This is a genomic window from Pseudomonas monteilii, from assembly GCA_001534745.1.
Taxonomy (GTDB): domain Bacteria; phylum Pseudomonadota; class Gammaproteobacteria; order Pseudomonadales; family Pseudomonadaceae; genus Aquipseudomonas; species Aquipseudomonas alabamensis.
In genome coordinates, this window is record CP013997.1 from 13,686 (window position 1) to 36,330 (window position 22,645).

At 63.3% G+C, this 22,645-nt stretch carries 22 protein-coding genes; 10 read left to right on the forward strand and 12 right to left on the reverse strand.

The window, feature by feature from the left end; translation table 11 throughout:
- The first annotated feature begins 196 nt into the window (after positions 1-196).
- Positions 197-766: a hypothetical protein gene (locus APT63_00060; GenBank protein ID AMA44121.1), complete on the forward strand. Its 570-nt coding sequence runs from the start codon at positions 197-199 to the stop codon at positions 764-766.
- A 47-nt stretch (positions 767-813) separates the two neighbouring features.
- Positions 814-1,788 carry a cobalamin biosynthesis protein CobW gene (locus APT63_00065; protein ID AMA44122.1) on the forward strand — a complete coding sequence of 325 codons (975 nt, stop codon included), beginning with the start codon at positions 814-816 and terminating at the stop codon, positions 1,786-1,788.
- Here the strand turns inward: APT63_00065 and APT63_00070 are convergent, their stop codons facing one another.
- Entirely contained in the window at positions 1,789-2,181 is a 393-nt protein-coding gene (locus tag APT63_00070; GenBank protein ID AMA44123.1) for a hypothetical protein, read from the reverse strand. It lies immediately after the preceding gene.
- Between the two features lie 122 nt (positions 2,182-2,303).
- On the reverse strand, positions 2,304-2,795 hold the full coding sequence (locus tag APT63_00075; protein AMA44124.1) for an acyl-CoA thioesterase: 492 nt from the start codon (positions 2,793-2,795) through the stop codon (positions 2,304-2,306).
- Between the two features lie 305 nt (positions 2,796-3,100).
- Between APT63_00075 and APT63_00080 the strand changes: the two genes are divergently transcribed.
- The gene (locus tag APT63_00080) at positions 3,101-4,855 is read left to right on the forward strand and encodes a potassium transporter (GenBank protein AMA44125.1); all 1,755 of its coding nucleotides are present in this window, start codon (positions 3,101-3,103) and stop codon (positions 4,853-4,855) included.
- An 83-nt stretch (positions 4,856-4,938) separates the two neighbouring features.
- Here APT63_00080 and APT63_00085 read toward each other — a convergent pair whose 3' ends face one another.
- From APT63_00085 to APT63_00100, 4 genes are all read right to left on the reverse strand, one after another.
- A complete protein-coding gene (locus tag APT63_00085) occupies positions 4,939-5,346 on the reverse strand; it encodes a cell wall assembly protein (protein ID AMA44126.1) in 408 nt (135 codons plus the stop codon).
- Between the two features lie 114 nt (positions 5,347-5,460).
- Positions 5,461-6,318 carry a hypothetical protein gene (locus tag APT63_00090; protein AMA44127.1) on the reverse strand — a complete coding sequence of 286 codons (858 nt, stop codon included), beginning with the start codon at positions 6,316-6,318 and terminating at the stop codon, positions 5,461-5,463.
- 174 nt (positions 6,319-6,492) lie between these two features.
- Entirely contained in the window at positions 6,493-8,676 is a 2,184-nt protein-coding gene (uvrD, locus tag APT63_00095; GenBank protein ID AMA44128.1) for a DNA helicase II, read from the reverse strand.
- Between the two features lie 81 nt (positions 8,677-8,757).
- Entirely contained in the window at positions 8,758-9,072 is a 315-nt protein-coding gene (locus APT63_00100; GenBank protein AMA44129.1) for a hypothetical protein, read from the reverse strand.
- A 266-nt stretch (positions 9,073-9,338) separates the two neighbouring features.
- Between APT63_00100 and APT63_00105 the strand changes: the two genes are divergently transcribed.
- On the forward strand, positions 9,339-10,205 hold the full coding sequence (locus tag APT63_00105) for a transcriptional regulator (protein ID AMA44130.1): 867 nt from the start codon (positions 9,339-9,341) through the stop codon (positions 10,203-10,205).
- A gap of 105 nt (positions 10,206-10,310) precedes the next feature.
- Positions 10,311-10,529: a hypothetical protein gene (locus APT63_00110; protein ID AMA44131.1), complete on the forward strand. Its 219-nt coding sequence runs from the start codon at positions 10,311-10,313 to the stop codon at positions 10,527-10,529.
- Here the strand turns inward: APT63_00110 and APT63_00115 are convergent.
- Positions 10,486-11,433 (reverse strand): LysR family transcriptional regulator, encoded by a 948-nt coding sequence (locus tag APT63_00115; GenBank protein ID AMA44132.1) that lies wholly within the window; start codon positions 11,431-11,433, stop codon positions 10,486-10,488. The two genes, APT63_00110 and APT63_00115, sit on opposite strands and share 44 nt — an antisense overlap.
- Positions 11,434-11,623: 190 nt before the next feature.
- Here APT63_00115 and APT63_00120 point away from each other — a divergent pair, with 190 nt between their 5' ends.
- Together APT63_00120 and APT63_00125 are read left to right on the forward strand one after the other, a co-directional pair.
- Positions 11,624-13,039: a pyruvate carboxylase subunit A gene (locus APT63_00120; protein AMA44133.1), complete on the forward strand. Its 1,416-nt coding sequence runs from the start codon at positions 11,624-11,626 to the stop codon at positions 13,037-13,039.
- A 100-nt stretch (positions 13,040-13,139) separates the two neighbouring features.
- Positions 13,140-14,948: a pyruvate carboxylase subunit B gene (locus APT63_00125; GenBank protein AMA44134.1), complete on the forward strand. Its 1,809-nt coding sequence runs from the start codon at positions 13,140-13,142 to the stop codon at positions 14,946-14,948.
- A 284-nt stretch (positions 14,949-15,232) separates the two neighbouring features.
- On the opposite strand, the gene APT63_00130 is transcribed toward APT63_00125, so the two are convergent.
- Genes APT63_00130 through APT63_00140 form a run of 3 tightly spaced genes read right to left on the reverse strand, consistent with a single transcriptional unit; the run spans position 15,233 to position 17,015 of the window.
- Complete coding sequence (locus APT63_00130) at positions 15,233-15,913, reverse strand: GNAT family acetyltransferase (GenBank protein ID AMA44135.1); 681 nt, start codon at positions 15,911-15,913, stop codon at positions 15,233-15,235.
- Between the two features lie 15 nt (positions 15,914-15,928).
- Entirely contained in the window at positions 15,929-16,375 is a 447-nt protein-coding gene (locus tag APT63_00135) for a GNAT family acetyltransferase (GenBank protein AMA44136.1), read from the reverse strand.
- Between the two features lie 10 nt (positions 16,376-16,385).
- The gene (locus tag APT63_00140; GenBank protein ID AMA44137.1) at positions 16,386-17,015 is read right to left on the reverse strand and encodes a transcriptional regulator; all 630 of its coding nucleotides are present in this window, start codon (positions 17,013-17,015) and stop codon (positions 16,386-16,388) included.
- A gap of 90 nt (positions 17,016-17,105) precedes the next feature.
- Between APT63_00140 and APT63_00145 the strand changes: the two genes are divergently transcribed.
- Positions 17,106-18,659 (forward strand): GntR family transcriptional regulator, encoded by a 1,554-nt coding sequence (locus APT63_00145; GenBank protein AMA44138.1) that lies wholly within the window; start codon positions 17,106-17,108, stop codon positions 18,657-18,659.
- Between the two features lie 84 nt (positions 18,660-18,743).
- Here APT63_00145 and aspA read toward each other — a convergent pair whose 3' ends face one another.
- Positions 18,744-20,168, reverse strand: coding sequence for a class II fumarate hydratase (gene aspA / locus APT63_00150; protein AMA44139.1), 1,425 nt, complete (start codon positions 20,166-20,168; stop codon positions 18,744-18,746).
- Between the two features lie 178 nt (positions 20,169-20,346).
- On the opposite strand from aspA, the gene APT63_00155 reads away from it, so the two are divergent.
- Positions 20,347-21,267, forward strand: a complete 921-nt coding sequence (locus tag APT63_00155; protein AMA44140.1) for a LysR family transcriptional regulator — start codon at positions 20,347-20,349, stop codon at positions 21,265-21,267.
- Here APT63_00155 and APT63_00160 read toward each other — a convergent pair.
- Positions 21,256-21,885 (reverse strand): hypothetical protein, encoded by a 630-nt coding sequence (locus APT63_00160; GenBank protein ID AMA44141.1) that lies wholly within the window; start codon positions 21,883-21,885, stop codon positions 21,256-21,258. The genes APT63_00155 and APT63_00160 overlap by 12 nt on opposite strands.
- Before the next feature lie 261 nt (positions 21,886-22,146).
- Between APT63_00160 and APT63_00165 the strand changes: the two genes are divergently transcribed.
- The gene (locus APT63_00165; GenBank protein AMA44142.1) at positions 22,147-22,638 is read left to right on the forward strand and encodes a N5-carboxyaminoimidazole ribonucleotide mutase; all 492 of its coding nucleotides are present in this window, start codon (positions 22,147-22,149) and stop codon (positions 22,636-22,638) included.
- Positions 22,639-22,645: the final 7 nt, after the last annotated feature.

The following is a 22,645-nucleotide window of genomic DNA, read 5'->3' on the forward strand; positions in this document are numbered from 1 at the left end:
GGATTTCCGTACGAACGTGTCATCGGCACTCCAAGGGAAGGAGGATAGAAAGAAAACCGACGACGGTGGTTTAGTTATACTATAACGTATTAATCTCGCCACCCGTGAAGGAGTAGACATGGCCAGTCGTCTTTTCCCCCTGCACCCTCCAATCGCGCTCGAGTCGGCCTCGACACGACCACCCCCGCATCAGGTCATGGAGGCCTCTCCCAACGTCCTGTCATCCATTCTCGAGCACGACGTCAATCTGGCAGTCTGGCAGCGCAGCCTGCCGTCCCACATCGCGGATTTTTCCGCACTCGTGCTGAGCCTCGGGCAGCGCCTGTCCGATGAGCGTGTGGTGGAGGTGCGTGAGGACACGCCCGTGGTCCTGAATGACCTGTTGACCGGTACCCAGGACTTGCAGGGTTATGAGGCGTTCGTGGCTGACGTGACCTGGTTGGTGGAGGCCTTTACCTGCCTGGTGGGAGCGCGGCGACTCGGGCTGCGTTTGCGGGTATTGCAGGGTGCCATGTGCCCGCGGTTTCACGTCGACCAGGTGGCGCTACGCCTGTTGACCACCTACGCGGGGACCGGCAGTGAGTGGCTGAGCGATCCTGCCGATGCGGACATTCCCGATCGCTGTCATCGGCTGGCCGAAGGCGATGTGGCCTTGCTCAAGGGGGAGAACTGGTCAGGCAATGAAGGGCGTGGCCTGGTGCACCGCTCGCCCAGCGCTACCCGGGAGTCTGGGCGTCTGCTGTTGAGCATTGACTGGTTGCAGTGAGGTTGATTAGTAATGGTCTTCCTTCGGACAGACCTAGAAGCCCCTTCATGCTGCGCGACATACCGACCCACCTCATCGCCGGACCCTTGGGCGCCGGCAAGACCAGCCTGATCAGGCATCTGCTGTCACAGCGTCCTGACAACGAACGCTGGGCCGTGCTGGTCAACGAGTTCGGGCAGATCGGCCTGGATGCGGCGCTGCTGGATGCCCGCGACCCGGACATCGCCATCAGTGAAGTGGCGGGCGGCTGTCTGTGCTGCGTCAACGGCGTGCCTTTCCAGGTGGCGCTCGGCAGGTTGTTGCGCGCACAGCGGCCCCATCGCGTATTCATCGAGCCTTCAGGGCTGGGCCATCCCCTCGAATTGGCCATGCAACTGGGAAAGCAGCCTTGGGCAGGGGTGCTGTCGGTACAACCCTTGGTGACCGTTCTGGATGCCAGCGCCCTGGCTAAAGGAGTCGTATTGTCACAGCCCCAGCAAGAGGCGCTTCATCAGTCGGCGCAGCTCATCCTCAACAAATCCGAGCTTGTGGACAATACTGAGAGGCTGTTGATAACTCAGCAATTACCAGCAAAACCGACGCTTTGGACCGACCACGGGCGTGTCGATCTAACGGATATTCCCACCTCTGAATCAGCTATAAGTAATTCATTATATGTAGATTTACCCCCGGCCCGCCTGGACGAGAGCGTCCTTCAGGCGGTCTGGATCGACAGGGCGCGGCCTCTCATCGCGGTACACGAAGACGGGGCGGCCTGGAGTTGGGGCGGACGATGGCATCCAGGCCAGCGCTTTTCGCTGGACCGGGTGAGAGAGGTATTGGCTTCACTGGCGACGACGCGCGCCAAGGCAGTTATCCACAGCGAGGAGGGCTGGGTAGCGTTCAACGGCGTGGAAAACGAACCCACGTTCTGGCAGGCCAGCGAATGGCGGAAGGACTCGCGGATAGAGCTGATTTTTCCACAGGCCCATGCCAGCGAAAAACTGGAACATCTATTCTCGCAGTGCCTTGTGGATAACTAATCATGGGTTCCAGCGGTCGTGCGTACGCCGCCATTGCTGCATCTCGATGACGTTATCCACAGGCGCTGCAGTGTCGGCCTTGAAGGGGTAGGGTGCCAATTCGATGTGGATGGCATGGGCACCGAATTGCGTGGCCGTGCCTGGGTGTCGCTGTTCGCCGGTGACGGTGAATTCGAAGTCGTACACGCGGCCCAAGCGCCGCCGACCGCGTGCATCGGGTATGAAACCGATCCGTCGCAGCGCCACGTTGTCGTCCAGCAGCTCCAGGTCGAGCTTTGCGCAGTGCTGCTTCACTCGCTCCAGGGCGCGTTCACGCAGGCCGTGGTTATGCCACAACCATGACCCCAAGGTCAGCAACACCATCAGGCCGAAGAGGTTTTCCAGCGTCAACATCTGCACAGGCTCCAAGAAAGTGCGGTCAGCTTAACCGGACCGGGAAGGCGTCGTACAGGCAACGGACGGATCGCCGCCACTGTGTCGTGGCGACTTATCCCCAGGCCTGTCAGGGCGTCGACTCAGGCTTCGGCGTCGTCGGTCCTGAGGTTCTGGTAACGCTCTTGCAGTTCCTGGCGAATCTGCCGACGCTGCTGGCCTTGCACGAAACGGCGTTTTTCTTCGCTGCTCTGGGGCAGGCGGGGTGGCACGCGGACAGGGCGTCGATTGTCGTCCACCGCCACCATGGTGAAGAAGCAGCTGTTGGAATGCCGCACGGAGCGTTGCCGAATGTTCTCGGTCACGACCTTGATGCCCACCTCCATCGAGGTGGTGCCGGTGTAGTTCACCGACGCCAGGAAGGTCACCAGTTCGCCGACATGCACCGGCTCGCGGAAGATCACCTGATCCACCGACAGGGTCACCACGTAGGTCCCGGCATAACGGCTGGCACAGGCATAGGCCACTTCATCCAGGTACTTGAGCAATGTGCCGCCGTGTACGTTGCCGGAGAAGTTGGCCATGTCCGGCGTCATGAGCACGGTCATCGAGAGTTGGGCGTTTCCAGGTTCCATAATCAGGCTCACGGTTCGGTTGCGGTAGAGCGGGGCGAATGGGTCGCCCCTGAAGCGATGGCATACGGTAGCGTGGCAAGGGCTGACAGGAACGGACGGGTCCACCCGGCAAGCCGGGGTGAATGTGTCCAACTGTTTCCGCATATTGCACTCGCCATGTGCAGCAGGAGGCGATGTTACCCTGAGCATGCTCATGCAAGGTGAGCAATCTTTCACCCAGAACAGTACGCACTTGCGGTTCGTCCCCCCATTCGGGTCATCGGACGCCCGAGCCCGTGCATCGATGACAAGGAGTAGCAACCGCCATGCACGCCATCGGCTTCATCCAGGACCTGGCCGTGATCATGCTGGTGGCAGGCATGGTCACCATCATCTTCCACCGTCTCAAGCAACCGGTGGTGCTCGGCTACATCGTCGCGGGCTTCATCATCGGGCCGCACACACCGCCCTTCGGCCTCATCCATGACGAAGACACCATCAAGATCCTGGCCGAACTGGGGGTGATCTTCCTGATGTTCTGCCTTGGTCTGGAGTTCAGCCTCAGGAAGCTGTTCAAGGTCGGGGCCACGGCGTTCATCGCGGCCTTCCTCGAGATCATCCTGATGATCTGGATCGGGTTCGAGATCGGTCGCTGGTTCGGCTGGAGCACCATGGATTCGCTGTTCCTGGGTGCGATCCTGGCGATCTCGTCGACCACCATCATCGTCAAGGCGTTGAACGACCTGAAGATGAAGAACGAGCGTTTCGCCCAGCTGATCTTCGGGGTGCTGATCGTCGAAGACATCCTCGGCATCGGCATCATCGCCCTGCTGTCCGGGATCGCCGTCAGTGGCAGCGTCAGCTCCGGCGAGGTGTTCTCCACGGTGGGCAAGCTGTCGCTGTTCATGATCGTGGCGCTGGTGGTCGGGATCCTGGTCGTGCCCAGGCTGCTGGCCTACGTGGCCAAGTTCGAAAGCAACGAGATGCTGCTGATCACGGTGCTGGGGCTGTGTTTCGGGTTCTGTCTGCTGGTGGTCAAGCTCGAATACAGCATGGTGCTGGGCGCCTTCCTGATCGGCGCGATCATGGCCGAGTCGCGTCAGTTGCTGAAGATCGAGACCTTGATCGAACCGGTACGCGATCTGTTCAGCGCGATCTTCTTCGTGGCGATCGGCCTGATGATCGATCCACAGGTGCTGGTCGAGTACGCCTGGCCGATCGTGGTGATCACCCTGGCGGTGGTGCTGGGCAAGATGCTGTCCTGCGGCATGGGCGCCTTCATCGCCGGCAACGACGGGCGCACGTCCCTGCGCGTGGGCATGGGCCTGTCCCAGATCGGCGAGTTCTCGTTCATCATCGCCGCGCTGGGGATGACCCTGCAGGTCACCAGCGATTTCCTCTACCCGGTCGCAGTTGCCGTCTCGGCGATCACCACCTTGCTGACGCCGTACCTGATTCGCGCAGCGGACCCGTTGTCGATCAAGCTGGGACGGGTCATGCCCGAGCGCCTGTCACGGGTGCTGTCCCTGTATGGCGAATGGCTGCGCAGCATTCAGCCTCAAGGCGAGAGCGCCATGCTGGCCGCCATGATTCGACGCATCCTGCTGCAGGTCGGCGTCAACCTGGCGCTGGTCATCGCCATCTTCTTCAGCAGCGCCTACTTCGCCGAACGGCTGGGTGTCTACCTGAGCCAGTGGATCGACGACGTCGGCCAGCAGAAGGCCTTGATCTGGGGGCTGGCGCTGCTGGTATCGCTGCCGTTCCTGATCGCCGCGTACCGCAAGCTCAAGGCCCTGTCGATGCTGCTGGCGGAGATGAGCGTGAAGCCCGAGATGGCCGGACGTCACACGCACCGGGTACGGCGCGTGGTGGCCGAAGTCATCCCGCTGCTGTCGCTGCTGGTGATCTTCGTGCTGCTGTCGGCCCTGTCGGCCAGCATCCTGCCCACCAGTGAACTGCTGCTGGTCATCGCCGTGGTGGCGGCGGGCGTGGTGGCGTTGCTTTGGCGCTGGTTCATCCGCGTGCATACGCGGATGCAGGTGGCCCTGCTGGAAACCCTCGAGAACAACCGCGACCACTGACCCTGAAAAAAGGGTCGCCCGTTCATGACGTGCGACCCTAGTGGGAGGATCGGCTTGATCGATCGGACGATGCGAAGACGTGCTCAGCTTTCCAGCCAGACGTCCCGCGCCCAGTGCCAGACCGACTCCCAGCTCTCTTCGGTGACGAGCTCTTCCTCGCCCGACCACAGCACCACGGTGCCATCTTCTTCGACGCAGTAGTAGTCGTCCCCGTCCTCGCACAGCGGGATCAGGTCGCGTGGTACACCGGCGTCCCAGGCATTGGAGGCCACGTCCGGCAGGTAGGTGTGGGACTGCGGGTCGGTCACGGTGACCGGCTCCAGGCTGCCGTAGACGACATCACTGACGTTCAGCAAGAATTCCTTGAACACGAACGGAATGTTGATGAACAGCTGCTCTTCGATCTCGACCAACAGGTCCTCGTCCGGAAGCTCCAGCGGCACGGGCACCGGCTCGTTGGCTTCACGGAGTTGCTCGATCACTTCTTCCACGGTTCATATCCTCTGAACTTGATGACAACGCTGCGCGTTATACCCTAGTCGGCCACTGTGCCAAAAACAAAAACCCCGGGGAAGGCCCCGGGGTTTTTGGTCACCCGATCATGATCAGGCGTTCTGGCGGATACCGGCCAGCAGCCAAGGCTGGTTGTCGCCGTGGGCACGCTCCATGTGCCAGCTTTCGCTGAAGGCTTCGCCCTGGTCGAAACGCGAGGTCTTGGAGACGCCGCGGAAGGTCAGGGTGGCATCGGTCTTGTCGGTCCGCTCGTCGATACCGTCGAGTTGCACCTCGAGGTTGTCGATGTAGGTGGACTGGAAGCCGTCGCCCAAGTCAGCGCGCTCGCGCTTGAGGAAGGTCAGCATCTGTGGCGTGACGAACTCGGCGATCTTGTCCATCTCGTTGGCATCCCAGTGCTGTTGCAGCGACTGGAAGTGCGTACGGGCGGCGGACAGGAAGCTCTGCTCGTTGAACCAGGACGGGGCCTTGATGACCGGCGCTGCAGCCGCCGAAGCTGCCGAACCGCCGAAGACCGAGGCCTGCGGGGCCTGTTGGCCGTGGGCTTCACGCTGGAACGGCGCCTGACCGGCAGCACCGGCCACCTGGGGCTGCTGCTGGCGACGACGGGCGGCGATGAAGCGGAAGATCAGGAAGGCCACCAGCGCGATGATCAGGAAGTCCAGGATCTGCATGCCCTGGAAACCGTCGCCCATGAACATCGAGGCCAGCAGACCACCGGCCGCGAGACCTGCCAGAGGGCCCAGCCAGCGCGAAGCGCCACTGGCGGCGGCAGGCGCACGGCCAGGTGCGGTCGGTGCTGCGGCCGGCGTGGTAGGCGCGGCCTGGCGGGTCTGGTGGATGGGCGCGGCGCCGGAGCTCTTGCCGCCGCCGAATCGCTTGGCGTTGGCGTCCAGGCTCAGCGTCAAACCGACGCACAACGCCAGGAAGATGCTAAGAAAACGTTGCATAAGTGGGATTTCCCGTTTGATGGATTGCACGCGCGTCATGGTGCACAGGTTGGCGCGCACCTGACCAGCCCCATAATGTTTCGAGCTTTTGCTTGGGTAGGCGGAAGAGGCCGCTGCGCTAGCGGCCTCTTCTGAAGTGCGACCATGAAAAGATCGCAAAGGCGGTAGGAAAATTCAGATGGCTTCGAGCTTGGCGTAACCCAGCATGAGCCACTTGCTGCCCTCGGCGAAATTCACCTGCACCCGCGCCTGCGGCCCGGAGCCCTCGAAATTGAGGATCGTGCCTTCGCCGAACACCGAATGCTGGACACGCTGACCCAGGTTGAACGCGGTCTGCGGGATGTTGGCATTGGCGAACAGGCTGCCCGACTGGGTCTGGGTGCCGCCGAACGGTCGGCTGACGGAGTTCGACAACCGGACTTCCTGCACCAGCCCTGCCGGAATTTCACGCACGAAACGCGAGACCTTGTTGTAGGTCTCGCTGCCGTACAGGCGGCGCGTCTCGGCATAGGTCATGACCAGTTGACGCATCGCACGGGTGATGCCGACGTAGGCCAGCCGCCGCTCTTCTTCGAGACGGCCCGGCTCTTCGAGGCTCATCTTGTGCGGGAACAGACCCTCTTCCAGACCGACCAGGAATACGTAGGGGAATTCCAGGCCCTTGGCGCTGTGCAGGGTCATCAGCTGGATGCTGTCCTCATGCTCATCGGCCTGGGTATCCCCGGCCTCCAGCGACGCATGGCCGAGGAACGCCGAGAGGATCGACAATTCGCCATCGTCCTCGCTGGACTCGAAGTTGCGCGCTGCGCTGACCAGTTCCTCGAGGTTCTCCACCCGTGCCTGGCCCTTCTCGCCCTTTTCTTCCTGGTGATAGGGGATCAGGCCGGACTGCTCGATGACGGTCTGGGTCATCGTGTGCAGGGGCATGTCGTTGACCTTGACCGTCAACTGGTCCATCAGCTCGATGAACGCACCCAGCGCACTGGCCGCGCGCCCCTTGAGCGCCTTGTGCTCGAGCAGCTGGCACATGGCCTGCCACATGGACACCTGGGCATGGCGGGCATGTTCACGGATGGCCTCGACGGTCTTTTCACCGATACCGCGTGGCGGCACGTTGATCACCCGCTCCAGCGCCGCATCGTTGCCACGGCTCTCGATCAGGCGCAGGTAGGCCATGGCGTTCTTGATTTCCGCCCGTTCGAAGAAGCGCTGGCCGCCATAGATGCGGTAGGGAATGCGCTCGCGCAGCAGCGCCTCCTCGAGCACCCGCGACTGGGCGTTGGAGCGGTAGAGAATGGCCACCTGGTGACGCGGCGTGCCCTGCTTGAGGATGCCTTCGATGGTCTCGACCACGTAGCGCGCTTCGTCGTGCTCGTTGTAGGCGGCATACAGGCTCAGGGGTTCGCCGTCGCCGACATCGGTCCATAGCTCCTTGCCCAGCCGTCCGCTGTTGTTGGCGATCAAGGCGTTGGCGGCCTTGAGGATGCCTGCCGTGGAGCGGTAGTTCTGCTCCAGACGGATCAGCTCGGCGTCCGGGAAGTCGGCGGTGTACTGATGGATGTTCTCGATCTTCGCCCCGCGCCAGCCGTAGATCGACTGGTCGTCGTCGCCCACCGCCATCAGGCTCTCGCCCCCGGCTGCCAACAGACGCAACCAGGCGTACTGCACGGCGTTGGTGTCCTGGAACTCGTCCACCAGCACGTGGCGGAAGCGCCGCTGGTAGTGCTCGAGCAGGCTGGGCTTGTCGCGCCACAGGTCCAGTGCGCGCAGCAGCAGTTCGGAGAAGTCGATGACGCCAGCACGGGCGCAGGCCGCCTCGTAGGCTTCGTAGATCCCGCGCATGGTGCCCAGGAACAGGTCGCCGCCGGGCTGGATGTGCTGGGGGCGCAGGCCCTCGTCCTTCTGGCCGTTGATGAACCATTGCGCCTGCCGCGCAGGCCAGCGCTGCTCGTCCAACCCCAGCTCGCGGATGACCCGCTTGACCAGGCGTTGCTGGTCGTCGCCATCGAGGATCTGGAAGTTCTGGACCAGCCCGGCTTCCTGCCAGTGCGCCCGCAGCAGGCGATGCGCCAGACCGTGGAAGGTGCCGACCCACATGCCGGCCGGGTTGATGCCCAGCAGCTGTTCGATCCGGTGGCGCATCTCGGCCGCCGCCTTGTTGGTGAAGGTCACCGACAGGATCGAGTGCGGCGAAGCGTGTTCGACCTGGATCAACCAGGCAATGCGATGCACCAGCACGCGGGTCTTGCCGGAGCCGGCACCCGCCAGCACCAGCTGGCGGCCGACCGGCGCCGCGACGGCCTGGCGCTGGGCATCGTTTAGGGAATTGAGCAGAAGAGAGAGGTCATCGGTATGCATCCGGCCATTCTAGGTGGGCAGCTCAGGCCAGAGCAAACGCCGCGCGCAAATAATCGCGGGTGCCGAGACCCATTGGTCGGCTCAGACGAAGCGATCAAAAATAGGCGCCCATTGGTCGCCTGTTTCACACCTGATTTCCACCCTCGTCTTGTGACTGATGCCAGGTTCCGAGAAATACACGAACCTTTCGGCAGTCTCCTCATGGGTGCTGCCCGTATCTTCGAACGTCAGTTCCAGCACTTCCCTGTCGCCGCCGTCGCAGGGAGGAACGCTTGGCCTGGACAGAACGGCCCTGGTGTGAGGGCGTGGCAAGGTGATTCGGCCTATTACGGTGAAGAATCCGTAGTCTTCACCGACATGGTTGAAGGCGATGAAGTTCGGGTTGGGCATAATCATAGGGTGTCTCCTGTAGGATAAGCAGCGAAACGGCTGCTTGCTCATCCTCGTGCGAGCGCTCGACGTCAGGCAGCAGGAACCCTTTCAACCTCGCCGGCGAGTGCCTTGTCGAGGCCGGCAGGCCGGTAGCTGCCCAGCCTGCGAGGGCGTCGCGGTCGAAGACTCAGGCGATGGCAGGCGGCTCGGACTGGGCGGTTCAGCGTGTATGTAGTATAACTACAAGAAAGCTACAGCCCGGCCTGCCGATCATCACCGAGTCCTTTCCTGTGAATTTGTTGCAACACATCGCCCAATCTCGCCACCTGCTTCGCAAATCGGAGCTCAAGGTCGCCGATCACGTTCTGCTGGACCCCGCGGCGGTCATGCACAGCTCGATGGCCGATCTGGCGCACAACGTGGGCATCAGCGAGCCGACCATCGTCCGTTTCTGCCGTGCGATCGGTTGTTCGGGCTTCCAGGACCTCAAGCTCAAGCTGGCCCAGAGCCTGGCGGCCGGTGCCAGCTTCGGCCAGTTCGCCATCCATGAAGACGACTCTGTCGCCGACTACAGCCTGAAGATCTTCGACACCACCCTGCACACGCTCATGGAAGTGCGCGAACATCTGGATTCCGAGGCCTTGGAGCGGGCCGTGCAGGCCATGGCCCAGGCGCAGCGGGTGGAGTTCTACGGTTTCGGGGCCTCCGGCGCAGTGGCCGCCGACGCGCAGCACAAGTTCTTTCGCCTGCTGCTCAGCGCCGCCGCCTACTCCGACCCGCACATGCAGGCGATGTCGGCCGTCACCCTCAAGCCGGGCGACGTGGCTGTCTGCATTTCCCAGTCGGGCCGCTCCAAGGACCTGCTCATCACCGCCAACCTGGTGCGTGAAACGGGCGCCAGTCTGATCACTTTGTGCCCGAGCCAGACGCCTCTGGCCGACCTGTCGACGGTCAACCTGGCCATCGACGTGCACGAAGACACCGAGATCTACACCCCCCTGACTTCGAGAATCGCCCACCTGGTGGTGATCGACGTACTGGCCATGGGCGTTGCCATGGCGCGTGGGCCGAACCTGGTCAACCACCTCAAGAGCGTCAAGCGCAGCTTGCGCAGCCTGCGTCTCTCACCCAAGTCGGTCAAAGCCTCGGAAGACTGATACGACCGCCGATCACCTGTCACAGGGTCGTCATCGTTCGTGCACGCAACGGTCAAACGGTGGCCTCACCCTGATACTCCCGCACTCGATCAGGGAGACAGGCCGATGAACCGTGACGTCGATGGTGCATTCAAGCCCAACGCAAGGGCACGCAAGCAGCAGGAACAGGACCAGCGGCGCATGGCGTATCGCCGGGCGATCGAAAGCTACTGCGAACAACGGCAGCTGTTACGGGCCATTGCCGACTACCCGGACGCCTGCGAGATCAACCTGTGGCAGGTCACTGCCGAGCCGCTCCCGAAAAGCGTTGCGCGATCCCATTGATGCACGTGCGCTCGCCGCGCACGAACGCCTGGAACGCCAAGGCCACCGGTGATTGCCGCTTGGCCTTGGAATGGACCAGGCACCAGCTGCGTTGCAGAGGAAGCTCATCGATCGGCAGCTCGCGCAGTACGCCAGTGGCCAGCTCCAGGTTGACGGCATGGCGGGTCAGCAATGCGATACCCAGGCCGGCGATGGCACATTCACGCTGAGCATCGGCAGAGGCGACCTCCAGGGTCTGGCCGAAATGCACGCGTTTTTCCTTGAAGTACTCCTCGAAGGCCAGCCGTGTTCCCGAGCCTTGCTCGCGCAGGAGCAAGGTGTGCGCCTCCAGGTCCTGCAAGCGCAGGCGCTCGTGCTGGCTCAGTGGGTGCTCAGGGGGTGCGACGGCCACCAGCGGGTTGTTCAGGAACGGCAGGAAGTCGAGGTCCAGATCCTGAGGCACCATGGACATGATCACCAGGTCGTCGCGGTTGTCCGACAGGCGACGGATCACCTGGGCGCGATTGACCACGGTCAACGTCAGGTTCACGTCGGGATGCCGTTGCCGGAAGGCCGCGAACAGGTGCGGTACGAAGTACTTGGCGCTCGATTCCACTGCCAGCTTCAACTGCCCTTGCAGGGAGCCCTGCATGTCGGACAGTTGCATGTCCAGGTTCTCCAGGCGACCGAAGATGTCCCGGCTGGCCCGTTGCAGGGCTTCGGCGGCATCGGTCAGGTAGAGTTTCTTGCCGACGTATTCGAACAGGGGCTGCCCGACCAGCTCTTCCAGCTGCCGGATCTGCAGGCTGACCGCCGGTTGTGTCAAAGACATTTCCACCGCCGCTCGGCTGTAGGAGCGCAGGTCGCACACCTCGTTGAAGATCTGCAACTGACGCAATGTCATGCGCATCAATGACTTACGCACCGCTCAAACACTCCGGCCGAATCAGGGTCTTGCAGTATAAGTTTTTGCTTATGCTGCACCTAACAAATATTGATTTTTGTTTATTCATCAGCCCGGCTAGGGTGCGTCTAGCGACTGATCGACAGCATAGGGTCACGCAAGGACCGGCATGGCCGGGTCGTTTTGTTTCATCGGCTTTGGGAAGACTCTAGTGATAAAAAAAATCCTGATCGCCAACCGGGGTGAAATTGCAGTTCGGATCGTGCGCGCCTGCGCCGAAATGGGTATCCGTTCGGTGGCCATCTACTCCGACGCGGACCGCCATGCGCTGCACGTCAAGCGTGCGGACGAGGCCTACAGCATTGGTGCCGAGCCACTGGCCGGTTACCTGAATCCACGCAAGCTGGTGAACCTCGCCGTCGAGACTGGCTGCGACGCGCTTCACCCAGGCTATGGATTCCTGTCGGAAAACGCCGAGCTGGCGGAGATCTGCGCCGAGCGTGGGGTCAAGTTCATCGGCCCGGCGGCCGAGGTCATTCGCCGCATGGGCGACAAGACCGAAGCGCGTCGTGCCATGATCCAGGCGGGCGTACCCGTGACGCCAGGCACCGAGGGCAACGTCGCCGACATCCAGGAGGCGCTTGCCGAAGGTGAGCGTATCGGTTACCCGGTGATGCTCAAGGCCACCTCGGGTGGCGGTGGCCGCGGCATTCGCCGCTGCAACAGCCGTGAAGAGCTGGAGCAGGCCTTCCCGCGCGTCATCTCCGAGGCCACCAAGGCCTTCGGCTCGGCCGAGGTGTTCCTGGAGAAGTGCATCGTCAATCCCAAGCACATCGAGGCGCAGATCCTCGGCGACAGCCAGGGCAACGTGGTGCACCTGTTCGAGCGCGACTGCTCGATCCAGCGGCGCAACCAGAAGCTCATCGAAATCGCGCCGAGCCCTCAGCTCACCCCCGAGCAGCGTGCCTACATCGGCGACCTGGCGGTGCGTGCGGCCAAGGCGGTGAACTACGAGAACGCCGGTACCGTGGAGTTCCTGCTCGCCGAGGGCGAGGTGTACTTCATGGAAATGAACACCCGGGTGCAGGTCGAGCACACCATCACCGAGGAAATCACCGGGATCGACATCGTGCGCGAGCAGATCCGGATCGCCTCGGGCCTGCCTCTGTCGGTCAAGCAGAGCGATATCCAGCACCGCGGTTATGCCCTGCAGTTCCGGATCAACGCCGAGGACCCGAAGAACAACTTCCTGCCCAGCTTCGGCAAGATCACCCGCTACTACGCACCTGGCGGTCCTGGTGTGCGCACCGACACGGCGATCTACACCGGCTACACCATCCCGCCGTTCTACGATTCCATGTGCCTGAAGCTGGTGGTCTGGGCGCTGACCTGGGAAGAGGCGATGGACCGCGGTCTGCGCGCCCTGGACGACATGCGTGTGCAAGGGGTCAAGACGACCGCGGCGTACTACCAGGAAATCCTGCGCAATCCGGAGTTCCGAAGCGGTGAATTCAACACCAGCTTCGTCGAATGCCACCCGGAACTGACCCACTATTCGACCAAGCGCAAACCCGAAGAACTGGCCCTGGCCATCGCTGCCGCCATCGCCGCCCACGCCGGCCTATGAACGTCGAGTGGCAAGCCTCTGGCTGCACGCTGCAAGTAGACGCCGAACCGCGCGCACTGGCCGCCTGCTGCGAGACGCTCGCCGCTTAAAGGAGATAAGAATGTCCAAGAAAATCCACGTCACCGATACCATCCTGCGCGATGCCCACCAGTCCCTGCTCGCCACGCGCATGCGCACCGAGGACATGCTGCCGATCTGCGAAAAGCTCGACAAGGTCGGCTACTGGTCGCTGGAAGTCTGGGGCGGTGCGACCTTCGACGCCTGTGTACGCTTCCTCAAGGAAGACCCGTGGGAACGCCTGCGCAAGCTGCGCGCCGCCTTGCCCAACACCCGCCTGCAGATGCTCCTGCGCGGCCAGAACCTGCTCGGCTACCGCCACTACAGCGACGACGTGGTCAAGGCGTTCGTGGCCAAGGCTGCGGTCAACGGCATCGATGTCTTCCGCATTTTCGACGCGATGAACGACGTGCGTAACCTGCGTGTGGCGATCGAGGCGGTGAAAGCCTCCGGCAAGCATGCCCAGGGCACTATCGCCTACACCACCAGCCCGGTGCACACCATCGAGGCCTTCGTCACCCAGGCCAAGCAGATGGAGGCCATGGGCTGCGACTCCATCGCCATCAAGGACATGGCCGGCCTGCTGACCCCCTATGCGACGGGCGAGCTGGTCAAGGCCCTGAAGGCCGAACAGTCGCTGCCGGTGTTCATCCACTCCCACGACACGGCCGGCCTGGCCGCCATGTGCCAGCTCAAGGCCGTGGAGAATGGCGCCGACCATATCGACACCGCGATCTCCAGTTTCGCCTGGGGCACCAGCCATCCGGGTACCGAATCCATGGTCGCGGCGCTCAAGGGCAGCGAGTTCGACACCGGTCTGGACCTGGAGCTGCTGCAGGAGATCGGCCTGTACTTCTACGCGGTACGCAAGAAGTACCACCAGTTCGAGAGCGAATTCACCGCGGTCGATACGCGCGTGCAGGTCAACCAGGTGCCCGGTGGCATGATTTCCAACCTGGCCAACCAGCTCAAGGAGCAGGGCGCACTCAACCGCATGAACGAGGTGCTGGCCGAGATCCCGCGTGTGCGCGAAGACCTGGGCTTCCCGCCGCTGGTCACGCCCACCTCACAGATCGTCGGTACGCAGGCGTTCTTCAACGTGCTGGCGGGTGAGCGTTACAAGACCATCACCAACGAGGTCAAACTCTACCTGCAAGGCGGCTACGGCAAGGCGCCCGGCACCATTAACGAGACGCTGCGCCGCCAGGCGATCGGCAGCGAAGAGCTGATCGACGTGCGTCCGGCCGATCTGCTCAAGCCCGAGATGACCAAGCTGCGCAACGACATCGGTGCGCTGGCGCGTTGCGAGGAAGACGTCCTGACTTTCGCCATGTTCCCGGACATCGGCCGCAAGTTCCTCGAGGAGCGTGAGGCCGGTACCTTGGTGCCGGAGGTCCTGTTGCCGATTCCTGAAGCCGGTGCGGTGGCGGCGCCGAGCGGCGAGGGCGTGCCGACCGAGTTCGTCATCGATGTGCATGGCGAGACGTACCGGGTCGACATCACCGGGGTGGGCGTCAAGGCCGAAGGCAAGCGTCACTTCTACCTGTCCATCGACGGCATGCCGGAAGAAGTGGTGTTCGAGCCGCTCAACGAGTTCGTCGGCGGCGGCAGCAGCAAGCGCAAGCAGGCCAGTGGGCCGGGCCATGTCAGCACCACCATGCCGGGCAACATCGTCGACGTGTTGGTCAAGGAAGGCGACACGGTCAAGGCCGGTCAGGCGGTACTGATCACCGAGGCGATGAAGATGGAGACCGAGGTACAGGCCGCCATCGCGGGCAAGGTCACGGCCATCCATGTGGCCAAGGGCGACCGGGTCACGCCAGGTGAGATCCTGATCGAGATCGAAGGCTGATCGAGCGCTGACACCTCCCGTGCACACCCAGGGCCGCTCCGCGGCCCATCGCGGGCAAGCCCGCTCCCACACCGACCCGCGCAGCCTGCCAAGCAACCTGGGTTCACAGGGTTTTGTGCAGCCTGGCAAGCAGCCTGGGTTCATTAGGTCCTGTGCAGCCTGCCAGCAGCATAGGTCCACAAGGTCACTGTGGGAGCGGGCTTGCCCGCGATGGCGGCGGCAGCTTCGCCAGGCCGTCGACAGGTCGAACGCTGACCCGCCGACCTCGAACCTGCACCACTCTCCTACTGCGCATCACCTGCCAACCCCTGCGCCCGACAGTCTTCGAGACGACGGCGCTGTCCGCCCGATACCTGGTTCTCATCGCTCAACCACGCCTCGAACGCCTGTGCCAGGGACGGCCACTCCGTGTCGATGATTGAATACCAGGCCGTGTCACGGTTCTGGCCCTTCACCACCATGTGCTGCCGGAACACACCTTCGAAGGCGAAGCCGAACCGCTGCGCGGCACGCCGGGACCGATCGTTATCGGCATTGCACTTCCATTCGAGTCGTCGATTGCCCAGCGCGAAGGCCTGCCGGGCCAGCAGGTAGATCGCCTCGGTACCTTTGGGTGTGCGCTGCATGGCGGCCCCGAACGCGACGTGGCCGATCTCGATCCGGCCGTGCTCCGGGACGATGGACATCAGGCTCAGCTGGCCTTGTACCTGGCCGGTGCTGCGCTCCACCACGGCGTAGAACAGCGGGTCGCGGCATGCGGCGTTGCCGCGCAGCCAATGATCGAAGAGGTCCCTGTCCGCAAACGGACCGTAGGGCAGGTAGGCCCACAAGGCAGGCCCTTGCAGCGCAGACCACAGGCCGTCACCGTGGACCGCCGCATCCAGCGGTTCCAGACGAACGAAGCGACCTTCCAGCGGCTCGGCTGGTGGGCGGGTAGCGGGGTGCCAATCCAGCGAATGGGTCATGTTCATCTCCAAGGCTCAAAGCATCTGACGGAACTGGATGAAGCCGGGTTGCTCGGCCACACGTTGGTACAGCGCGATGGCCGTGGCGTTGGTCTCGTGGGTGAGCCAGTGCACCTTGGCACATCCGGCAGCGCGGGCCGCGTCCCCGACATGCGCGATCAGACGACGGCCAATGCCCAGGCCACGCTGCGTATGCGCGACATACAAGTCCTGAAGGTAGCAGGCATTGGCGATGCTCCAGTTGGAGCGATGGTAAATCCATTGCACCAGACCGACGGCCTCGCCCTCGATCCAGGCCAAGGCCGCGTGGGTCGGTTCGGCCGGATCGAGAAAGCGTTGCCAGGTGACTGCGCTGACGTCATCGGGCAGTGCCGTCTCGTAGAAGGTCAGGTAAGCGTTCCATAACGCAAGCCAGGCCGCGTGGTCGGCTTCGGTTACCGGGCGTAGGGTCAGGTCGGTCATGTGAGTTCCTTCAGGGTTGGCGCATCACTGCGGCGAGTTGGTTGTCCTGCGGGTCGGGGCTGGCTGCCAGGCTGGCGCGAACGCCCTCGACATCGGTTGGCGAGCGGTTCTGGCTGAGTTTGCGTGTTCCCTGCAGACGGCCTATCGAAAAGCGAAACCCGACGACTGCGCGCAGCATGCCCGCGAGGTAGTCCTCTGGCGCATCACTGACCTTCCAGGGGCTGGCCTTGCCGTGTTCGTGCAGGTCGGTAAGGCGGGTGACGATCGCCAGCAGGCTCGGTGCATCCTGGATGGCCTCGACCGTGCCATGGGCATGCACGGCCAGGTAGTTCCAGGTCGGCACGGTCCGTGGGTTGTCGGCCTTGCTCGGGTAGTACGTAGGGCTGACGTAGGCATTGGCGCCCGCGAAGACCAACAGGGCCTCGCCACCTTCAGAGAAGTCTTGCCACTGGCGATTGGCGCGTGCGAGGTGACCGTAGACCGTACCGTGCCCGCCTTCATCGGTATCGATGACGACAGGCAAGTGGGTCGCCAGCAGGCCTTGCTCGCCGTGCGTGACCAGAAGGACCAGCCGGGTCTCGCGCATGAGGCTGTGGAGGTGTTCGATGTCATGGTCCTGATGAGGGCGAGCGGTGTACATGGTGGTCATCCTTGCAAGAAGACCTCCATCCTAGGCAGGCTATTGGCACCGTGTAAGAGCCATTGAGGGCTCACTTGAGGGGTCCAATCCGTGCCTGCACCTACCGTTTCGCTTCCATTCGACCCGGCTGGCATCGTGTTCGATCGCCGTCGTGCCCTGGCGCGACAGCTGTACCAGGCGCTGCGTCAACGCATGCTGGACGGCCGCCTGGGCACAGGCACACGCCTGCCGGCCTCACGGGTGTTGGCCGATGCGCTCGACGTGTCGCGCAACACCGTCACACGCGCGTATGACCAGCTGTATGCCGAAGGTTTCATCGTCAGCCGGGTAGGGGATGGCACCTACGTCAGCGACCTGCGCGATCTGTCCACAGGACTATCCACAGGGTTGTCCCCAGGGATATCCCCAAGGTTATCCACAGATCAGCCTTCAGGGACCGATGAGGCTCCCCGTGATTCAGGTGTCACAGAAGCTCTGAAACGCCTGTCGACGCAAGCCCTGGCTTTGCCACCGAGGACGCCGCCCAGGGCCTTCCGGGTGGGTGTTCCCGCCTTCGACCTCTTCCCCTTCAAAGTGTGGAGCGCATTGCAGGCAGACTTCTGGCGTCATCCCGATCCTGCACTGCTGGGGTATGGTGATCCGGCGGGTGACCCTGAATTGCGGGAGCTGATCGCCGCCTATCTGCGTGGGTCGAGAGGGCTCTTGTGCACGGCTGATCAAATCCTGATCACCCAGGGCGCGCAAGAAGCCATCAACCTTTGTGCACAGTTGCTCGTGCCCGAGGGTGGGGCCGTGGCTGTGGAAAACCCAGGTTACCGCGCCGCTGTACAGGCGTTTGCCGCCAATGGTGCCAACGTCCTCGGTGTGCCTGTGGATAAAGAAGGGTTGTGCGTAGAGCGTCTGATGACACTCGACCCCTGCCAAGCCGTCTATGTCACACCTGCCCATCAATACCCGACGGGCGTCACCCTGAGTCTGCCCCGGCGCTTGGCCTTGCTGGACTGGGCGGAGCGAACCGGGGGATGGGTGATCGAAGACGACTACGACGGCGAATACCGCTACAGCGGCGCGCCCCTGGCGCCCCTGGCAGCCCTGGATCGCCAGCAACGCGTCGTCTACATCGGCACGTTCGGTAAGATCGCGTTCCCGGCCCTGCGGTTAGGCTACCTGGTCCTGCCACCTCGTCTGGTCGCACCGTTCGTTCAGCGTCGAGCCCTGGCGGTCCGCCACTCCGAGGTCGGCACGCAGCAGGTGATGGCCCGGTTCATCGCCGAGGGACACTTCCAGCGGCACATTCGCCGCATGCGCCGCGCCGCGTTGTGCCGGCGCAACGTCCTGAAGGCGGGCTGGCCAACGGACATCCCGGGTCTGGCCACCATGCCCGCGGTCGTGGCAGGCCTGCATGTGAAGGTCGATGTCGAAAGCGCGGCGCTCGAACAGGCCTTGATCGAGTCGGCAGGTGCAGCCGGCGTCGAGATCAACCCATTGAGCGGCTACTGGACAGGGCCCGTGGAAACCGCCGAGGACCGGCCCGCGGGGCTGGTTCTGGGGTTCGCTGCTGTACCGGAGTCGGCCATCGCCGAGGCGACGATGCGGCTGCGCAAGGCCTGGCGCGCCTGGCGTGTGCCCGAAGCGCAGGCATAAAAAAAGGGCCCGGAGCGCTAGGCTCGGGCCCTCAAAGGTTGAGAGGTGTCTAGTCCCTCGACCTGGTGAGCGGTACTGCGTCGGTTACGCCTTCAGCGGAACCAGACGGGGTGCGATCATGTTTTCCGGACGCAGGATGTCGTCGAGCATCGCGTCGTCCAGCAGGCCTTCCTCGCGAACCAGTTCCAGCACGCCGCGCCCGGTTTCCAGGGCGACACGGGCGATACGGGTGGAGTTCTCGTAGCCGATGTAGGGGTTCAGGGCAGTGACCAGGCCGATCGAGTGCTCGACCAGCTCGCGGCAGCGCTGTTCGTTGGCGGTGATGCCGACCACGCAGTGCTCGCGCAGCATGTCCATGGCGCGCTGCAGCAGGCGGATCGAGTCGAAGATCTTGTAGGCGATCAGCGGCTCCATGACGTTGAGCTGCAGCTGGCCGCCTTCGGCCGCGACGGTCAGCGCCAGGTCGTTGCCCATGATGGCGAAGGCCACCTGGTTGACGGCTTCCGGAATCACCGGGTTGACCTTGCCCGGCATGATCGAGCTGCCTGGCTGGCGCGCTGGCAGGTTGATCTCGTTGATGCCGGTACGCGGACCGCTGGACAGCAGGCGCAGGTCGTTGCAGATCTTCGACAGCTTGACCGCGGTGCGCTTGAGCATGCCGGAGAACAGCACGAAGGCACCCATGTCGGAGGTGGCTTCGATCAGGTCGGCTGCCGGAACCAGCGGCTGGCCGCTGATCAGCGCCAGGCGTTGCACGGCCAGGGCCTGGTAGCCAGGGTCGGCGTTGATGCCGGTACCGATGGCGGTACCGCCCAGGTTGACTTCGGTCAGCAGCTCCGGCGCCAGGCTGCGCAGACGGTTGAGGTCTTCGGTCAGCGTGGTGGCGAAGGCGCGGAATTCCTGGCCGAGGGTCATCGGCACGGCATCCTGCAGCTGGGTACGGCCCATCTTCAGGACGTGATCGAATTCCTGGCCCTTGCCGGCGAAGGCCTGGATCAGGCTGTCGAGGCTGGCCAGCAGGGTGTCATGACCCAACAGCAGGCCCAGGCGAATGGCAGTCGGGTAGGCGTCGTTGGTCGACTGCGCCATGTTCACGTCGTTGTTCGGGTGCAGGTACTGGTATTCGCCTTTCTGGTGGCCCATGACCTCCAGCGCGATGTTGGCGATGACCTCGTTGGCGTTCATGTTGGTCGAGGTACCGGCGCCGCCCTGGATCATGTCGACCACGAACTGCTCGTGGTAGTCGCCGCGAATCAGGCGTGCGCAGGCTTCGCTGATGGCAGCGTGCTTGGCATCGCTCAGGTGGCCCAGCTCACGGTTCGCATCCGCTGCGGCCTGCTTGACCATCGCCAGACCCACGACCAGCTTCGGGTAGTGCGACAGGGGGACGCCGGACAGGTGGAAGTTGTTGGTGGCGCGAAGCGTCTGGATGCCGTAGTACGCATCGGCAGGGACTTCGAGGGTACCAAGCAGGTCTTTTTCGACACGGAACGATGCAGCGGAGGACATGATAGAGATCATCTCGATTTTGACCCGGCACACGCCGGAATGCAGGTAATGCTAGGGATTTGCGGGTTTGCCGGCCAATGCTGTTGCACGCTAACCTATGCACAAACGGCATAACGATCCATGTGACGCCGATCTGTGTTCGAGCGTGTTCCATCGTGGTGCAAACGGAGCGTGGTAGATGAACCTGGAAAGCAAATGGCTGGAGGATTTCAGTGCCCTGGCGGCGACCCGAAGCTTTTCCCAAGCGGCGGAAAAACGCTTCGTCACCCAGCCGGCGTTCAGTCGCCGCATCCGTAGCCTCGAAGCGGCCCTGGGGCTGACGCTGGTCAATCGCTCCAGAACGCCCATCGAACTGACCGAGGCCGGCCAGCTGTTCCTGGTGACGGCCCGCACGGTCGTCGACCAGCTGAGCGAAGTGGTACGCCACCTTCATCATCTCGAAGGCGGGCAGGGCGAAGTGGTGCAGATCGCGGCAGCGCATTCGCTGGCCCTGGGGTTCTTTCCGCGGTGGGTGGCGCAGCTGCGCAACGACGGCCTGAACATCGCGACGCGCCTGGTGGCCACGAACGTGGGCGAGGCCGTGCACGCCCTGCGCGAGGGTGGGTGTGACCTGATGCTGGCGTTCTACGACCCTGACGCCGCGCTGCAGATGGATGCCGAGATCTTCCCGTCGCTGCACATGGGCACGACCGAGATGCTGCCCGTCTGCGCAGTCGGTGCCGACGGCCAGCCCCTCTTCGACCTGGAAGGCGACGGCAGCGTCCCCTTGCTCGCCTACAGCGCCGGCGCCTTTCTCGGGCGTTCGGTCAGCCTGTTGCTGCGCCAGCGCAAGCTGCGCTACACCACGGTCTATGAGACGGCGATGGCCGACAGCCTCAAGAGCATGGCGCTGGAAGGCCTGGGCATCGCCTGGGTACCGCGTCTGTCGGTGCGCGCCGAACTCGAGCGCGGCGAGCTGGCTGTCTGTGGCCTGGCGCATTGGCACGTGCCGCTGGAAATTCGTCTGTACCGCTGTGCACTGGTGCGCAAGGCCAACGTTCGTCTGCTGTGGCGCAAGCTTGAATCGTCCAGCGCGCAGGTGGACGGGTCAGAGGCCTGAATGGGCACGCAGGTAGTCGACGATGTTGGCCCGGTTGGCGTCGCTGTAGCGGTAGCAATGAGAGCGTACCGGTGAGCGCGGATGGGTGTAGGTTTCACACATCCAGCCATTGAACCTGATTTCGGCATCTTCGTGAGTGGCTGAAAGCAGGTGTCCGATTTCATGCCCCGGGGCCGAATAGGTGTCGAGCGAAGCGATCGCAGTGATGCCTTTGAACGCAGCGAGGCCCGCGTTGTAGTTCAGGCCGGAGCGGTCGTACACACCACGCGTCAGCAGCACATGCTTGCGCATGAGCGAGAAGGGCTGGGCTTCGGGCAGGTGACGCACGCCCTCGGTAAAGCGCTGGAGTATTTCCGTGGAGGGCAGTTGGGCATAGTCGATATCGGTGATGCCTTTCACGGTGCGTCGGAAGATCAATTCGACCGGATGATTGGTGAACCAGCGCATTTCATCCAGCCAGTGCTGGAAGTAGTCGGCACGCACGGCCGACTCGTCGAGATCGGCCAGTTCGTCATGCAGGTAGACGGTGACGACCAGCGAGCGCGCCGCGACCGCTGGCGGCAGGTGCAGGGAGCAGAGCAGGGCGAGTAGCAAAGCGATGGGAGCGAAGGGGCGCATGGCGTGTCCTCGTGCAGGAAAGGGGACGCCGACGGTAGAAAAGCCAACGCCCCACTGGCACCGGGAAAACCTTCGTCGCAGCCGTCGGAGCAGGGTGTTCCTGTGATCGACGGGGGTGGGCGGGCCGTTGGGCGTTACGCTATACTCCCGCGCCTTCGACCCACCGGTCGATTCAGAATCCGTATGACGAGCCACGCCGGTACCCGCGCGTGGCTCGTTGCTTTTGGCGCGCCGCAGGGCGCTTGCAGGAGAGGCACGACGATGAGTGCACTGGTTGGCGTGATCATGGGCTCCAAGTCCGATTGGTCCACCCTTAGCCACACCGCCGATATGCTGGAACGGCTCGGCATTCCCTACGAGGTGAAGGTGGTCTCCGCCCACCGTACCCCGGACCTGTTGTTCCAGTATGCCGAGGAGGCCGAGGGCCGCGGTATCGAGGTGATCATCGCCGGTGCTGGCGGCGCCGCCCACCTGCCGGGCATGTGCGCGGCCAAGACCCACCTGCCGGTGCTGGGCGTGCCGGTGCAGTCGTCCATGCTCTCGGGCGTCGACTCGCTGCTGTCGATCGTGCAGATGCCTGCAGGCGTGCCGGTCGCCACCCTGGCCATCGGCAAGGCAGGCGCGATCAATGCCGCGCTGCTGTCGGCGAGCATCCTGGGCGCCCGCTACCCTGAGTATCACGCAGCGCTCAAGCAGTTCCGCAGCGAGCAGACCGAAACCGTCCTGGACAATCCGGACCCGCGTCAGGCCTGAGGCTATC